This window comes from Rhizobium sp. FG113 (assembly GCF_057809895.1).
The window spans coordinates 1-15880 of sequence record NZ_JBMDKV010000023.1; the positions used below are offsets into that span (position 1 = coordinate 1).

Genomic DNA, 15880 nt, shown 5'->3' on the forward strand with positions numbered 1-15880 from the left:
AAGTGGCACGCTTAGCAGATACTCGGGACGAGCCCGAGTATGACGCCGAGAGTGGAGTGACGGTGCACCCAGACATCGGGTGCCAGCCACCAACCGCTTGTTCCCGCAGCGAAAACCCCATTCGCGACGTCATCCTCGGGCTCGTCCGGAGGATCTAAGCACGTCGCCGAGAGTGCAACGGTGCGGCTTTGACTCGGTGCCCGCGAACACCCGCAGCGCCGTCTTTCCTCGTGTCCATTCCCGTCGAGCAAGTGGCACGCTTAGCAGATACTCGGGACGAGCCCGAGTATGACGCCGAGAGTGGGGCAGCGACGGTGCCCAGACATCTGGTGACGGCCACCAACCACTTGTTCCCGCAGCGAAAACCCCACGCGCGGCGTCATCCTCGGCCAAGGTGCCGAGGATCTAAGCACGTCACCGAGAGTGCAACGGTGCGGCTGTGGGTGGACGGCTGCGAGCATCCGCAGCCCCGCCTTTCCTCGTGTCCATCCCCGTCGGCATCACGCCGGGCCTCAATCCCCATGCGTCTCGTGGAAGTCGGCCTGGCCGCGCTTCCAGTAGCCGGCGGCCTTGATCCAGGGTTTGGGGTGCCCGCGCTCCTCGACCATGACGACACGCAGGCGCTTGGCGAGCACGGTTTCGCAGGCGATCCAGACGTAGCCGTCGCCTTCGGGCAACATGATATCGCGCAGCACCTGTTCGAGATCGTCCGTGGTGCCCGCCGGCTGCGCGCCGCGGTGCAGCCAGGTGACCGAGAGCTCAGCCTTGCTGGCAAAGGCCTGCTCCTCCTCGGGGCCGGCGACTTCGGCGATGACGATCGCCTTCCCGCCTTCGGGCAGTTCCTCGAGGCGGCGGCCGATGGCGGGGAGCGCTGTTTCGTCGCCGACCAGCAGGTACCAGTCGAAATCGGTGGAGACGACGAAGGAGCCGCGTGGGCCGCCGAGGCCGAGCCTGTCGCCGGGCTTGGCGTTGAGCGCCCATTCGGTGGCGGGGCCGGCCTCGTGCAGGGCGAAGTCGATGTCGAGTTCTCCGGCCACGGGATCATAGCGGCGGGGCGTGTAGTCGCGCAGCGACGGGCGGTTTTCCGGGTCGATCAAAAGCTTGCCCTCGGGGCCCATCTCCGGAAAGGCCGGCTCCTCGCCGGGGCGGGGCACGAGGATCTTGACGTGGTCGTCATGGCCGAGGCTGACGAAGCCTTCGAGATCGGCACCCTCAAGCGTGACGCGCAGCATTTGAGGGGTGACGTGTTCGACGCGGCGGACGGTGAGCACGCGGCGCTTGAGCTCGTGGCGGACGCGTTCGATCAGGTGGCGCTTTTCGGTGGGGGATGGCGTGGTGTTGGCCGTCATCTTTGGTTCCTTATAGAGAACCGGGACGCTCATGACGCAGGCACGCCGCGCCGCTCGCACCCCGGCTTCGGGTTCGATCAGCGCGTTGGTTGACGTTAACGCTTACGTGCGGCGCCGCTCTCAAGGAGCGGATGCGGCAGATGTGTTTCTTACCTAGCCGGGGCCGAGAGGACTGGCAAGATTAAAACATGATTTTTTAGTGAAGCTTTTGTAATCTTCGGCCGCTCTTGCTGTTTCGCGCGATTTCTGCCTTGCTTCGATCAGCCGTTCAACCGAAAGTCAGAGCCATGCCCGAGCCGGATCCGGAAGAGAAGATCGACGCCACCTTCCGCAACGGCTCGCTGACCGCCGCCGGCATCATCCTCGGCTTCTGTCTCACCTTCATCAGCCGCTGGGTCTCCAATCCGAACGACTGGAGCCCCATCGACATCCTGCCGATGCTGCTGCTCATCGTCGGCATCGCACTTCAGGTGAAGGTCTTCGCCGATCTCCTCGCGCGGGATTCACTGATCGCAGCCAAATACGACCGCTCGCGGCGGCTGTTTCTGATCGGGCTCACGATCGTGGCTGTTGGGATTGGGCTGGCGCTGCTCAACGATATATTGGGGCTGGGGTCGATGCCGATCTTGGGGTGAGGGCTACCCAGTGTATCGGCTCGTCAATTTTAACTTTAAATTGTATTGGTGTTTTTCTGATCAGTCATTTTTTGATATTGCTGCCCGTAGTCTCAGTATTGGTCTGGAGTAATACCTTGAGGGCAGAGCCGAGCGGTCGACGACTTGACGAATTTGATGCAGCCTTGGTCAAAGGCATGGGCGCGCGGTACGATCGCCATCACGATATAGCTGCTTGGTTTGGTGTAAACCAGGGCCGGGTTGCAGATATTCTCTCCGGGAAGAAATTCGACTGGGTTCCTGCCGCATCCATGGAGACACTACCGCCTCCGGGGCCGTATTCCTCGGGCCGAGCGGCCCATCATTCGTTGAAGGCTTTGCAAGACGCGAAAGCTGCGCTTGAGATGGCTCTTGAAAACATCGATCTCGCTCTCGCGGAAGTAAGCAAGCTTCGATAGACGAATAGAGGTGATGAGCGGGCTCGCACCCGCTCACCCTATTCATTCAGCTGATCACGTCCCGACGATCTTGTTGCAAGCGAGCGCGATCGCCGGGTTGCCGACGATGGCCAGTGCAAGGGACATTGCGATCAGGGATAGCGAGTAGCGTTTCATGGCATCCTCCTATTTAGGCCCGTGACTATGGTGCGGGCGCGGGGAGTATGCGGTAGGTGGGGCTATATGCGAAGTCACGAAAGGGTGACGGCGGCTTTGGGCCGCCGTGTCTTCTCTAGCCAACGGCCTCGACAAACCCGTCCAGCACCCGCTTCTCGCCGGCCTTGTCGAAGTCGATCGTCAGCTTGTTGCCCTCGATCATCTTGATGTTGCCGTTGCCGAACTTCATGTGGAAGACGCGGTCGCCGACGGTGAATTTCGAGGGCTGGGTCGCTGTCGATTTGGCGACGAGTTCGCCGTCGATGGTGCGGGTCTTCGGGCCGCTTTCGCCGTAGCCGATGCGCTCGACCGAGTGGCCGGAGCGGGAGCCCCAGTTGTCGCGGGTGGCGTCGTTGCGGTTTTGCTGGGCGCGTTTCCAGCCGGGCGTGGAATAGCTGTTGGCGAAGGGCTCGGCCTTGTCGAAGCGCGACTGGCCGTAGCCGCCGCGGCCGTAACCGCCGTAGCTCTGCTCGACCTCGGCGACCTCGACATGGGTGTCGGGCAGTTCGTCGAGGAAGCGCGAAGGGATGGTCGATTGCCACAGGCCGTGGATGCGGCGGTTGGAGACGAACCAGATGTGGCAGCGGCGCTTGGCGCGGGTCAGCCCCACATAGGCCAGGCGACGTTCTTCCTCGAGGCCGGCGCGGCCGGTCTCGTCGAGCGAGCGCTGGTGCGGGAAGAGGCCTTCCTCCCAGCCGGGCAGGAAGACGGTCTCGAATTCGAGGCCCTTGGCCGAGTGCAGCGTCATGATCGAGACGGCATCGAGGTTCTCGTTCTGCTCGGCGTCCATGACCAGCGAGACGTGTTCAAGGAAGCCGCGCATCGACTCGAAGCTCTCCATCGAGCGGATGAGTTCCTTCAGGTTGTCGAGGCGGGCGGGGGCGTCGGCGGTCTTGTCGGCCTTCCACATGTCGGTATAGCCGGACTCTTCGAGGATCTGCTCGGCGAGCTCGGTATGTGATGTGTTTTCAAGCCTTTCCTGCCATCTGCGGAAAGATTGAATCACGTCGAACAGCGCCTTGCGCGCCTTCGGCTTCAGCTCGTCCGTCTCGATCATGTCGGCGGCTGCCGCCAGCATCGGGATGTCGCGGGCACGGGCATAATCGTGCAGCGCGCGCACGGTGGTGTCGCCGAGGCCGCGCTTGGGGGTGTTGATGATGCGCTCGAAGGCGAGGTCGTCGGCCGGCTGGGCGACGAGGCGGAAATAGGCCATGGCATCGCGGATTTCGAGGCGCTCGTAGAAGCGCGGGCCGCCGATGACGCGGTAGTTGAGGCCGAGCGTCACGAAGCGATCTTCGAACTCGCGCATCTGGAAGGAGGCGCGCACGAGGATCGCGATATCGTTCAGCTTGTGCTGATTGCGCTGCAGCTGCTCGATCTCGTCGCCGATTGCGCGGGCTTCTTCTTCACTGTCCCAGGAGGCGTGGACCTGCACCTTGATATCATCAGGGTCGCGGCGGTCGGTGAATAGCGTCTTGCCGAGGCGGCCTTCATTATGAGTGATCAGGTGCGCGGCGGCACCCAGAATATGGGCGGTCGAGCGGTAGTTGCGCTCGAGCTTGATCACCTTGGCGCCGGGGAAATCCTTCTCGAAGCGCAGGATGTTGTCCACTTCGGCGCCGCGCCAGCCATAGATCGACTGGTCGTCGTCGCCGACGCAGCAGACGTTCTGCGGCTCGCCCTTGGGTCGCTGGGCGAGCAGCCGCAGCCACATATACTGCGCGGTGTTGGTGTCCTGATACTCGTCGACGAGGATATAGCGGAAGCGCTGGTGGTATTCCTTGAGCAGATCGGGCGTCTTCCGGAAGATCGCGATCGGATGCATCAGGAGGTCACCGAAATCGCAGGCGTTGAGCGTCGAGAGGCGCTGCTGGTAGGCGAAGTAGAGTTCGCGGCCTTTGCCGTTGGCGAAAGCGCGCGCGTCGCCCTCGGGGATGTCGGCGGGGCCCAGCCCCTTGTTCTTCCAGGTGTCGATCATGCCGGCGAACTGCTTGGCCGGCCAGCGCTTGTCGTCGAGGCCTTCGGCCTGGATCAGCTGCTTGACGAGGCGCACGACGTCGTCGGTGTCGAGAATGGTGAAATCGGAGCGCAGGTTGACGAGCTCGGCGTGGCGGCGCAGCAGCTTGACGCCGATCGAGTGGAAGGTGCCGAGCCAGGGCATGCCCTCGACCGCGCCACCGACCAGATGCGCGATACGCTCCTTCATCTCGCGGGCGGCCTTGTTGGTGAAGGTCACCGCCAGGATCTGCGAGGGGAAGGCGCGGTTGGTGTTCAATATATGGGCGATGCGCGTGGTCAGCACGCGCGTCTTGCCGGTGCCGGCGCCGGCAAGCACGAGGACCGGGCCCTCCAGCGTTTCGACGGCTTCGGTCTGCTCGGGATTGAGGCCATCGAGATAATCCGGCCGCTCTCGAGCACCGCCACGAGCGGCCATGGCGCGGGCGGCGAGACCTCCTGATGTCGGGGCGCCGCGGGCTGGGGCTGCGGGGGCTTGCGGCTTGCGCGGCGCTTCGCCCGGCTCCTCGTCGAAGAAGGGCATATCGTCGAAACTGTTGCTCATGGCGCGTAATGTAGTGATTCGGATCGGAAAGACCAGAAAAGATGTTCTGCTTTCATTCCCGGTCCACGGGATGTTGCGTGTTGCGGTCGGGAGTGAGTGATGCGCTGGTTGCGCCTCGTGTCCATTCACGTCGAGCAAGCGGGACCGTGGTTAGATCCTCGGGACGAGCCCGAGGATGACGGCGGCGGGTGGGGGTCGCGTCTGTAACTTATTGAAGTAGAATAGCTTTCCTCTCGCTCGGCGTCATCCTCGGCCTTGTGCCGAGGATCTAAGCACGTCTCCGCGAGTTCAACGGTGCGGTGCCGCGCCAAGTGTCCATTCACGTCGAGCAAAACGAGGGCTTAGCAGATCCTCGGGACGAGCCCGAGGATGACGGCTGAGAATGAGGGGCGCGTCTGTAACCTATTGAGGTGGAAGATTTTTCCTCTCGCTCGGCGTCATCCTCGGCCTTGTGCCGAGGATCTAAGCACGTTTCCTCGAATCCAACGGTGCGGGTGAACCTCAAGCGTCCAACATGCGACGGCGCGGCGGGCCGATCACCCCTTGATGAACGCAAGCACATCCGCGTTGAAGCGTTCCGGTTCGACCTGCGCGAGGCCGTGGCTGGAGCCCTCATAGACCTTGAGCACGGCACCCTTTACGATCTTCGAGGACTTCAGGGCGGCCGCGACGATGGGGACGATCTGGTCGTCGTCGCCGTGGATGAATAGGGTCGGCTTGTCGATCTTGCGGAGGTCGTCGGTGTAGTCGACCTCGGAGAATTCGTGGATGCAGTCGTATTCGCCCTTGATACCGCCGGCCATGCCCATCAGCCAGAAGGTTTCGCGCAGGCCTTCGTTGACCTTGGCGCCGTCGCGGTTGAAGCCGTAGAAGGGCATGGAGAGATCGCGGAAGAATTGCGAGCGGTCGAGCGCGGTGCCCTTGCGGATGCCGTCGAAGACGTTGAGCGGCAGGCCCTCGGGGTTGGCGTCGGTTTTCAGCATCAGCGGCGGAACGGCGCCGACCAGCACCACCTTGGCGACGCGCTTGGTGCCGTGGCGGCCGAGATAATGGGCGACTTCGCCGCCGCCGGTGGAATGGCCGATCATGATCAGGTTCTTGAGGTCGAGATGCTCGATCAGTTCGGCCAGGTCGTCGGCATACTGGTCCATGTTGTTGCCGTCCCAGGTCTGGGAGGACTTGCCGTGGCTGCGGCGGTCGTGGGCGATGACGCGGTAGCCGTTCTGGCCGAAATAGAGCATCTGCGCTTCCCAGGCGTCGCCCGAAAGCGGCCAACCATGCGAGAAGAGGATCGGCTGGCCGGTGCCCCAATCCTTGTAGAAAATCTTCGTTCCGTCCTTGGTGGTGATCTTCGGCATGCTCGTCATCCTCTTTGCGTTCGCGTTTGAATGAATGGAGCGGCGGGCGCTCTTGCGGTCCATTGCGCGACGGCAGAGAACATCGGAATGATCAGAAACGAAAGCACTATTTCCTGATTTCGCCGACATTGTTGCTGTTGGGCGGGCCCGTTCCCGCTGCCCGCAACGTCAGCGCGCAAAGACCGACATTCGCCGGTCATCATCAGTTGACATTACAATCCTGTAATGGGTGGGCAATTCTCTTGCCGCTGACCCGTAAACGGACAATAATTCCGGCGTTGCGCGGCGATTTGCCACGTATGCGCCTCTGTCGATCGACCCTGGACAACCTCGAGTCCCTCTGGAGACGTGAATGTCATTTTGGAAGCAGTTTGCGATCTGTCTCATCGTTATCGCCGCTGGCGTTACCGGATGGGCTGTCTTTGTGCCCGGCGCGCGCGATACGCTGCGCAATGCCGGCGTTCCCGAAGCGCTGGTCGGTAAGGCGATCGATCCCGACAAAGCAAGCGCCGCGGCGCCTACAGCAGGTGGCGAGCAGGCGGGCAATCGTCGCCAGGGTGGTGGCAATGGCGGCGGTGGCGGCCGCAACGGCGCGGTGCTTGTCGTCACGCAGGCCGTCGTGCCTGGCGTTGTCAACGACCGGCTGGGTGCGATCGGCACGGGGGATGCGATCCGCTCGGTGGTGGTGACGCCGCAGGCGAGCGGTCTCATCCGCGAAATCCTCGTCAAGTCCGGCGACCGGGTCAAGCAGGGGCAGATCATCGCCAAGCTCGACAGCGAGGAGCAGGTGATCGTCAAGGGGCAGGCCGAAGTCGCGCTGAAATCGGCGGTCGAGAAGTCCAGCCTGTACAACAATATCAAGTCCAGCGTGTCGCGCATGGACGTGTTCGATCAGGAGATCGCCGAGCAGAACGCGCGGCTGCAATTGCAGGCGGCGCAGCTCAGCCTCGATCGCCGCAACATCCTGGCGCCGATCGACGGTATCGTCGGAATCATGCCTGTCAATATCGGCGACAACGTCTCGACGACGACGCCGATCGTGACGCTCGACGATCGCACGGAAATCCTCGTCGACTATTGGGTGCCGGAGCGCTTCGCCAATACGGTCAAGGTCGGCCAGGCAGTCGAGGCGACGTCGGTGGCGCGGCCGGGGCAGGTGTTTTCGGGCGCGGTCGAGGCGATCGACAACCGCGTCGATCCGGCAAGCCGTACGCTCCGGATGCGGGCGCGGATCAACAACGCGGCCGACGAGCTGCGCGCCGGCATGTCGTTCAGCGTCGGCATGCGGTTCGATGGCGACCAGTATCCGGCGGTCGATCCGCAGTCGGTTCAGTGGGATTCGCAAGGCTCCTTCGTCTGGCGCGTGGCCGAGCAGAAGTCGCACAAGGTGCGCGTCAGCATCGTCCAGCGCAATCCCGACTATGTGCTGGTCAAGGGCAACCTTGATAATGGCGACCTGATCGTCACGCAGGGCCTGCAGCGCGTGCGCGAGGGCGGGCCGGTGCGCTCCGAAGGGGGCGAACTGGCCGCCAAGGAGCCCGTCACCTGATGAGCGACAGCGGCACCCACAATAATACGCCTTCGGGCAAGCAGACGTTCACGGCTCTCTTCGTGCGCCGGCCGATCCTGGCCTTGGTGTTCAACACGCTGATGATCGTTGCGGGTCTCGCCGCCTATGTCGGCATCGAGGTGCGCGAGCTGCCTGACGTCGATCGGCCGGTCGTGACCGTGCGCACCACATTCGACGGCGCGTCGCCGCAGACGATCGACCAGGAGGTGACCAAGGTCATCGAGGGCGCATCGGCGCGCGTCAGCGGGCTGAAGTCGATCTCGTCGAGCTCGCAGTTCGGCCAGAGCCGGGTGACGCTGGAGTTCTCCGATACGGTGGATCTGGCGGTCGCCGCCAACGACGTGCGCGACGCGATCGGACGGATTACCGACCGGCTGCCTGACGACGCCGACGCGCCGCAGATCGTCAAGGCGGATTCGGATTCGCAGCCGATCATGCGTCTTGCCGTCACCTCCACCAAGCTCAACATGGACGACCTGACGCTGCTCGTCGACAATGAGGTGATCGACCGGCTGGCCTCCGTCGATGGCGTGGCCGATGTCGAAAGCTATGGCGATCAGGAGAAGGTGTTTCGGGTCGATGTCGATCAGTCGGAGCTCGCGAGCCGCGGGCTAACGATCGGCGATCTCACCAATGCGCTGTCGAATGCAGCACTCGACGTGCCGGCCGGTTCGCTGAAGAGCCCGACGCAGAATATCGTCGTGCGCGCCACCGCCAGCCTGCAGAAGCCCGAGGATTTCGCCAACGTCATGCTGCTCGACCGCGTGCGTCTCGGCGATGTGGCGACCGTGACGCTTGGTCCGCGCGATGGGCAGACGGCGTTGCGCTCGAACGGGGTGCCCGGCATCGGTCTCGGCGTCATCCGCCAGGCGCAGTCGAATACGCTCAATATCTCCAATGGTATCAAGGCTGCGGTCGAGCAGTTGTCGAAGACGCTGCCCGAGGGCACCAGGATCGCGATTACCAGCGATGATGCGGTGTTCATCCAGGGCGCCATCCACGAAGTGGTGCTGGCGCTGGTACTGGCCGCCGTCATCGTCACGGCCGTCATCTATCTCTTCCTGCGCGACTGGCGGGCGACGATCATTCCGGCGGTGAGCATGCCGGTGGCGCTGATCGGCACGCTGGCGGCGATCTACATGGTCGGTTTCTCGATCAATATCCTGACGCTGCTGGCGATCGTGCTCGCGACCGGTCTCGTGGTCGACGATGCAATCGTGGTGCTCGAGAATATCGTGCGCCGCCGCGCGCAGGGCATGGGGCCGCGCGCGGCCGCCGTGCTTGGCACGCGCGAGGTGTTCTTCGCTGTTATCGCGACGACAGCGACGCTGGCCGCCGTGTTCATTCCGCTGTCGTTCCTGCCGGGGCAGGTCGGCGGCCTGTTCCGCGAGTTCGGCTTCGTGCTCGCATTCTCCGTCGGCCTGTCGTCGCTGGTGGCGCTGACGCTTTGCCCGATGATGGCATCGCGGATGCTGACCCGGGAGATGAAAGAGGATCACGGGATGCTCGGCCGCTTCGGCGACCGGTTTTCCAGCGCTTATGAATGGTGCCTTCAGCGCTGCCTGAATGCGCCCTTCGTCGTCATCGTGTTCTCGGTGATCTTCGCCGGTGCAGCTGTGCTTGCCTTTACCGGCGTGAAGAGCGAGCTGACGCCCAACGAGGATCGGGCGATGGTGATGATGCGGCTGACGACGCCGCAGGGATCGAGCCTCGAATATACGCGCGACAAGCTGCAGCTGGTCGAGGAATATCTGCAGCCGCTGGTCGATAGCGGTGATATCCGCAATGTCTTTTCGGTCTCCGGCCAGAACGGGCAAGCCAATAGCGGCTTCATGGTGCTGACGCTGGCCCCCTGGGGCGAGCGCGAGCGCACGCAGAACGAAATCGTCGCCGATATCAATCGCGCCGCGCTGAAGGTGCCGGCGCTGCGCGGCAATGCCATCCAGTCCAACAGCCTGCGCATTCGCGGCGCCGGCAACGGGTTGCAGATGGCGCTGATCGGCAGCGATTACGATGCGCTCACGCAATCGGCGCTGAAGCTGGTGCAGGCGCTCGACGCGACCGGACGATACGACACGCCGCGTCTCGCCAACGAGCCGACGCAGGCGCAGGTGTCGATCTCGATCGACCGCGAGCGGGCGTCGGATCTCGGCATCAACATCACCGGCCTGTCGACCGCCATTCAGTCGCTGCTGGAAGGGCGCTCGGTTGTCGACGTGTTCGTCAAGGGCGATGCCTATCCGGTGCTTTTGACCTCGAACACGCGGCCGCTCGACGATCCGACCGATCTGGAGAACGTGTTCCTGAAAACCGGCGACGGCAAGATCGTGCCGATGTCGGTCATCGCCTCGCTGCAAGAAGGCGCCGTGGCGCCGCAGCTCAATCGCGAACAGCAGCTGGCGTCGGTGGCGATCACCGCTGGCTTGAAGGACGGCGTGTCGCTTGGCGATGCGGTGAAAGAGGCCGTGACGCTGGCCGGGCCTCTGCTGCCTTCCGGTGCACGGTTGATGCCGCTTGCGGAAGCGGCGACGCTGGAAGAAAACGCCAACGGCATGGCGCTGACCTTCGGTTTCGCCATCATCATCATCTTCCTGGTGTTGGCGGCGCAGTTCGAGAGCATGCTGTCGTCCGTGATCATCATGTCGACGGTGCCGCTGGGGCTTGCCTGCGCGGTCTTCGCGCTTGTGATCACCGGCTCCAGCCTCAACATCTACAGCCAGATCGGCCTGGTGTTGCTTGTCGGCGTCATGGCCAAGAACGGCATCCTGATCGTCGAGTTCGCCAACCAGTTGCGCGACCAGGGCGAGGAGGTCAGGGCGTCGATCGAGAAGGCGTGCGCGCTGCGTCTGCGTCCCGTGATGATGACGATGATCGCCACCATCCTCGGCGGCGTGCCGCTGGTCTTCGCGCATGGCGCGGGTGCCGAGGCGCGCGTGGCGCTCGGATGGGTGATCGTCGGCGGACTTGGTTTCGCGACGCTGGTGACGCTGTTCATCACGCCCGTCGCCTATCTGCTGATCGCCCGCTTCGCCAAGCCGCATGCGCATGAAGAGGCACGGTTGCATCAGGAGATGGAACATGCCGAGCGGCCGAAAATCGCCGCCGCGCGGGATCAGCTCGAAGCTGCTGAATGACAATCGCCGCCCTGCAATCGTGCCTTCGGGGCGGTTCGGGCGGTGTTTTCGTATAGTTTCCGAATGGTTGCATAACAGGCTAAATTAATTGCGACTTTTAGCTGTTTTTTAAGCATAGTCCGTAATCATTGGCATCGATACCGATGGTCTTCCAGCGTTTCGGGAGGCTGCACGGCGCCGCTGTTTTGGCGCCCCCGGACATGAGTGTTCGCGGCACCGGTTCATTTGTACCTGTTGCGTATGTTGTGTTCGGAGTTCTGTATCCGTGAGTATTTATCGGCGCACTTCGGTGGATGCCGCGCTTTATGTATTGCGCGACATCGGGAATAAACTGACGACGACCCAGAGGCAGGTCTCCACCGGCCTCCGGGTCGAACGCGCCTCGGATAACGGCGCCTATTGGGCGATCAGCTCGACCTTGAAGAGCGACCAGAGAGCGCAGTCGGCGGTGCGCGACGCGCTGGGACTGGCCGCCGCGACGATGGATACGGCCTATACCGCCGTCGGCGAATCGACCGAGCTCGTCAGCCAGATCAAGGCCAAGCTCGTGGCCGCCACCGAGGATGGCGTCGACAAGGACAAGATCAATCTCGATATCACCCACCTGAAGCAGCAGCTGCGGGCCGTCTCCGGCGCCGCCAGCTTCAACAACGACAATTGGGTGGCGATCGACGATGCCGACGATCCGGCGAGACCGCGCGAGATCCCGGCGTCTTTCACAAGGCATCCCGACGGAAGCGTCGAAATCGGAACGTTGAGCTACGAGGTCGATATCGCGCCGGTTGGATCGACAACCTCCAAGGACGCGCGCTATCTGATCGACGATCGGACCACGGGATCGGGTGAATATGGGGCGTTGACCTCGCAATATTTCGCGACCGAGCTTGGCGCCTCGCAGAACTATGTGATGCTCGCCAGCGCCGGCAATACGGCAGGGCAGGTCGAGATCGGGGTGTCGTCGAGCACGACCACAGCGGAGGTGAAGGAGATGGTCTCGGTCGTCGACAAGATGCTCGGGCAGATGACGACGATCGGCTCGTCCTTCGGCGCGCTGGAAAAGCGCATCAGCCTGCAGAGCGACTTCGCGCAGACGCTGGGCGACGCATTCGCACGCGGGATGAGCAGATTGATCGATGCCGACATGGAGGAGCAATCGAGCCGGCTCGCGGCACTGCAGACGCAAGAGCAACTGGGCCTGCAATCGCTCAACATTGCGAACGCCACCTATGACACGGTGCGGCAGCTGTTCCAGAACTTCTGACGCGTCATCGTTTGCATCGGCCGCTATTGGCGGCCGGCGTCGCCGACGCCGGTGACTTTTTCAGGAGTTCCGGCTCTAAGGCTGTGCAATCCATCGATTTTCCAGTATTCAGGGCGCGCGCTTCATCTTCTTGCCGCATTCCTTAATACTGCTCGCATCACCATCGAATTGGAGATACGCCTGTCCATGATCAAGAAATTCATCCTTCTCGCCGTTGCCGCGACCTACCTCAGCGCCTGCACGACGACGGATCCGTATACGGGCCAGCAGAAGATGTCGAACACATCGGGCGGCGCGCTGCTCGGCGCCGGCGTCGGCGCGCTCGCGGGTCTGGCCGTGGGCGGTTCGCCGGTTGGTCGGCGTAACGCGGCGCTGATCGGCGCCGGTGTCGGCGCTCTCGCCGGCGGCGCGATCGGCAACTACATGGACCAGCAGGAATCGGAACTGCGCGCGCAGCTGCAGGGCACCGGTATCTCCGTTACCCGCAACGGCGACAACATCATCCTGAACATGCCGTCGAACATCACCTTCGACGTCGACCAGGACGCCGTGAAGCCTGGCTTCTACCCGACGCTGAACTCGGTGGCGATTGTGCTGCGCAAGTTCAACCGCACGCTGATCGACGTCAACGGCCACACCGATTCGACCGGCAGCCTGCAGCACAACCAGGATCTGTCGCAGCGCCGTGCCGAGTCTGTCGCAGGCTATCTCGGCGGTCAGGGCATCGACCAGCGCCGCATGTCGGCCGTCGGCTTCGGCCCGTCGCAGCCGGTGGCTTCCAACGCCTCGGAAGCCGGACGCGCGCAGAACCGCCGCGTCGAAATCCAGATCGCGCCGATCACCCAGAGCTGATCGGGCTCGATCGAGAGTTGAAGCGGCCGGGCAGATGCCCGGCCGTTTTGCGTTAGAGTAGTTTGAATTACGCAATTCCGGACGGAAAACCGCTTCACACTTTTCCTGGCATTGCTTCAAGGGTGCATGACAGCGCCCTTGGTGATCTTGTCGACGATCTTCTTGTCGGCGCGGATGGCGATGCCGACCACCTTGGCGTCATCTGGCGCGTATTGCGCAAAGACGGCGCGGTTGGCGGCGTCGTGGCCGGTCGCAAACATCTCCTCGATGAAGAGCGACGCGGTGATGCCGCGCTCCAGCGTGCGGCGGTGGATGGTGGACATGGTCTCCTCGGGTGCTGCCAGAACGATGATCGGCTGGATCGAGAGCGGGTTGTAGAGATTGCCCGAGCGGTCCTTGTAGGCGTCTCCAATGATCTCGGGGTTCTGGCCGGTGATCCCGCTCATCAGGAAGGCGGTGACATTCAGCGTCTGCCAGGATGGAAGATTGTTTCGCAGCACGATCGCAATTTTGGTATCAAACATTCCAGTCTCTTTTCATGCGGGTTTCGACGTCGGTTGGATGAGGATCTAAGCCATCACGCCCTTGAGGGTCTTGAACGTTTGTGCACGGAGCCTGGCACGAACGGGCGTGCCATTGCACCGGGGATCGTCACCGCGCCGGCCTTTCCTGGCATCGAGCGCATCGAGGCGCAGTTCGCGGGAAACGCGTTTGAGCCGCATCGTCACGATACTTATGCGCTTGGGGTGACGATCAAGGGCGTGCAGACCTTTTCCTATCGTGGAGAGCGGCGTTTCAGCTTGCCGGGGCAGGTGATCGTGCTGCATCCCGACGAGGAGCACGATGGCGGGGCGGGGACGGATCACGGGCTGCAATACCGCATGCTCTATCTGGAACCCTCGCTGCTTTTCGACTGTCTGGAGGCGGCGCGCATCGGCTTGCCCTTCGTCGATCAGCCTGTCTTCAACGATCCCGTGCTGGCCGGCACGCTTCTGGCGGCGCTCGGTGAACTGGACCGGGAGCTGGACGAACTCTTCGTCGACGACTTCCTGTCACGGGTGGCGGATGGTCTGGCGCGGCATGCGGGCGCTCCGCCTAGGCCGCTCGGCAGCATTGCCTGGCAGCGCGCGAGGCTGGCGCGGGATTATCTCGAGGCGCATGCGACGCGGCCGGTGGCATCGGGCGAGCTGGAGGTGGTGACGGGGCTCGACCGGTTTCAGCTGGCGCGGCATTTCCGCGCCGCATTCGCGACCAGCCCGCATCGTTATCTCCTGATGCGGCGGCTGCAGCAGGCCCGCGCGATGATTGGGGCCGGAGAAGCGCTCGCCGAGGCGGCGTTCGCCACAGGCTTTGCCGACCAGAGCCATTTCAACCGGCATTTCAAGAAGGCCTATGGCATGACGCCCGGCCAATGGGCGGGATTGAGGCGCGAGGGCTTCAGACAGGATTCTCCGCAAGGCCGGAGCGCTTGGCGATGAAGCGCGCGAGCATCGGGCCGGTCAAGAGGATGATGAGCAGGCGGCCGATCTGCATGGCCATCACGAAGGGCACGTCGACATTGCTGGAGGCGGCGATGATGGCGACGGAATCGGCGCCACCCGGGCTGGTGGCGAGATAGGCGGTCAGCGGATCGACGCCGGCGAAGACATGCAGCGCATAGGCCATGCAGCCGCAGAGCGACATCAGGATCAGGATCGAGGCGGTGACGCGCGGCAGTGCGCGGGCGGCATGGGCGATGATCCCGCGCGTGAACCGCAGGCCGATGCTCCAGCCGATCAAGGCATAGCTGATCGCCAGGAGCCACATGGGGAGTTCGATCTTCAGGAGGCCGAGGCCCTGCAGCAGCGAGCCCGTGAACAGCGAGACGATGATGGTGCCGCCGGGAATGCGGAAGCGCGTGGCGCAATAGGCCGAGAGACAGGTGAGCGCGACGGTTGCGGCTAGTGCCGGCCAGTCGATCGGCGGAAACAGGATGAGCGGTGGCGGCTCGCCGCCATCGGCTGCCACCCACAGGCGGGCGACGACGGAGGCGGCGACGGCCACGAAGACGACGCGCAGATATTGCATGAAGGCGACGAGGCGCGCATCGGCGCCATAGGCCTCAGACATGACGACCATGGCCGCCGCAGCACCCGGCGATGAGCCCCAGACCGCCGTCGTGCCCGGCAGCACCTGCCAGCGGGTCAAGAGCCAGCCGAGCAGGCCGGCTGCGGCGATGACGGCGAAGATCATGGAGAGGAAGAGTGGGGCGTCGCTCGCCATCGTCTGCAGGATATCGACGGTGATGGCACGGGCCATCATGAAGCCGACCAGCGCCTGGCCGAACAGCAGCGGCCAGCGCGGGACACGCAGCGAGCCCTTGCCGACCGAGACGGCGAGGAGGATCGCGGCGACCATCGGGCCGATCAGCAGCGAGGCGGGCAGGCCGAGCATTTCCAGGCCAACGACAAGAATGGTGGAGAGGGCGAGCAGCAAAGCCCAGCGCGGCAGGCTGGCGGTTCGGAACTGGCGGCTGGCGTCTTTCAACGG

At 63.5% G+C, this 15880-nt stretch carries 12 protein-coding genes; 7 read left to right on the plus strand and 5 right to left on the minus strand.

Going from position 1 to position 15880, the window contains the following annotated elements:
* Positions 1–512: 512 nt before the first annotated feature.
* Positions 513–1349, minus strand: a complete 837-nt coding sequence (locus tag ACODTZ_RS31540; protein WP_489030670.1) for a siderophore-interacting protein — start codon at positions 1347–1349, stop codon at positions 513–515.
* A gap of 287 nt (positions 1350–1636) precedes the next feature.
* On the opposite strand from ACODTZ_RS31540, the gene ACODTZ_RS31545 reads away from it, so the two are divergent.
* Both ACODTZ_RS31545 and ACODTZ_RS31550 read left to right on the plus strand, forming a co-directional pair.
* Complete coding sequence (locus ACODTZ_RS31545) at positions 1637–1984, plus strand: hypothetical protein (protein WP_489030672.1); 348 nt, start codon at positions 1637–1639, stop codon at positions 1982–1984.
* Between the two features lie 116 nt (positions 1985–2100).
* Positions 2101–2421, plus strand: coding sequence for a hypothetical protein (locus tag ACODTZ_RS31550; RefSeq protein ID WP_489030674.1), 321 nt, complete (start codon positions 2101–2103; stop codon positions 2419–2421).
* Positions 2422–2692: 271 nt separating this feature from the next.
* Here ACODTZ_RS31550 and ACODTZ_RS31555 read toward each other — a convergent pair whose 3' ends face one another.
* Both ACODTZ_RS31555 and ACODTZ_RS31560 read right to left on the minus strand, forming a co-directional pair.
* A complete protein-coding gene (locus ACODTZ_RS31555) occupies positions 2693–5176 on the minus strand; it encodes an ATP-dependent helicase (RefSeq protein ID WP_489030676.1) in 2484 nt (827 codons plus the stop codon).
* Between the two features lie 536 nt (positions 5177–5712).
* Positions 5713–6534, minus strand: coding sequence for an alpha/beta fold hydrolase (locus tag ACODTZ_RS31560; RefSeq protein ID WP_489030678.1), 822 nt, complete (start codon positions 6532–6534; stop codon positions 5713–5715).
* A 352-nt stretch (positions 6535–6886) separates the two neighbouring features.
* Here ACODTZ_RS31560 and ACODTZ_RS31565 point away from each other — a divergent pair, with 352 nt between their 5' ends.
* The 4 genes from ACODTZ_RS31565 (at position 6887) to ACODTZ_RS31580 (ending at position 13351) form a co-directional block, all read left to right on the plus strand.
* Complete coding sequence (locus ACODTZ_RS31565) at positions 6887–8083, plus strand: efflux RND transporter periplasmic adaptor subunit (RefSeq protein WP_489030680.1); 1197 nt, start codon at positions 6887–6889, stop codon at positions 8081–8083.
* Positions 8083–11238: an efflux RND transporter permease subunit gene (locus ACODTZ_RS31570; RefSeq protein ID WP_489030682.1), complete on the plus strand. Its 3156-nt coding sequence runs from the start codon at positions 8083–8085 to the stop codon at positions 11236–11238. The genes ACODTZ_RS31565 and ACODTZ_RS31570 overlap by 1 nt, the downstream gene beginning before the upstream one ends.
* 265 nt (positions 11239–11503) lie before the next feature.
* On the plus strand, positions 11504–12499 hold the full coding sequence (locus ACODTZ_RS31575) for a flagellin N-terminal helical domain-containing protein (protein ID WP_413397322.1): 996 nt from the start codon (positions 11504–11506) through the stop codon (positions 12497–12499).
* Between the two features lie 186 nt (positions 12500–12685).
* Positions 12686–13351 carry a YiaD family glycine zipper/OmpA-like lipoprotein gene (locus tag ACODTZ_RS31580; RefSeq protein WP_047505753.1) on the plus strand — a complete coding sequence of 222 codons (666 nt, stop codon included), beginning with the start codon at positions 12686–12688 and terminating at the stop codon, positions 13349–13351.
* Between the two features lie 116 nt (positions 13352–13467).
* Here the strand turns inward: ACODTZ_RS31580 and ACODTZ_RS31585 are convergent, their stop codons facing one another.
* On the minus strand, positions 13468–13875 hold the full coding sequence (locus tag ACODTZ_RS31585) for a DUF2000 family protein (protein WP_112982604.1): 408 nt from the start codon (positions 13873–13875) through the stop codon (positions 13468–13470).
* A gap of 33 nt (positions 13876–13908) precedes the next feature.
* On the opposite strand from ACODTZ_RS31585, the gene ACODTZ_RS31590 reads away from it, so the two are divergent.
* Complete coding sequence (locus ACODTZ_RS31590; RefSeq protein ID WP_489030685.1) at positions 13909–14829, plus strand: AraC family transcriptional regulator; 921 nt, start codon at positions 13909–13911, stop codon at positions 14827–14829.
* On the opposite strand, the gene ACODTZ_RS31595 is transcribed toward ACODTZ_RS31590, so the two are convergent.
* The gene (locus ACODTZ_RS31595) at positions 14789–15877 is read right to left on the minus strand and encodes an AbrB family transcriptional regulator (protein WP_047505749.1); all 1089 of its coding nucleotides are present in this window, start codon (positions 15875–15877) and stop codon (positions 14789–14791) included. The two genes, ACODTZ_RS31590 and ACODTZ_RS31595, sit on opposite strands and share 41 nt — an antisense overlap.
* Positions 15878–15880 lie beyond the last annotated feature (3 nt).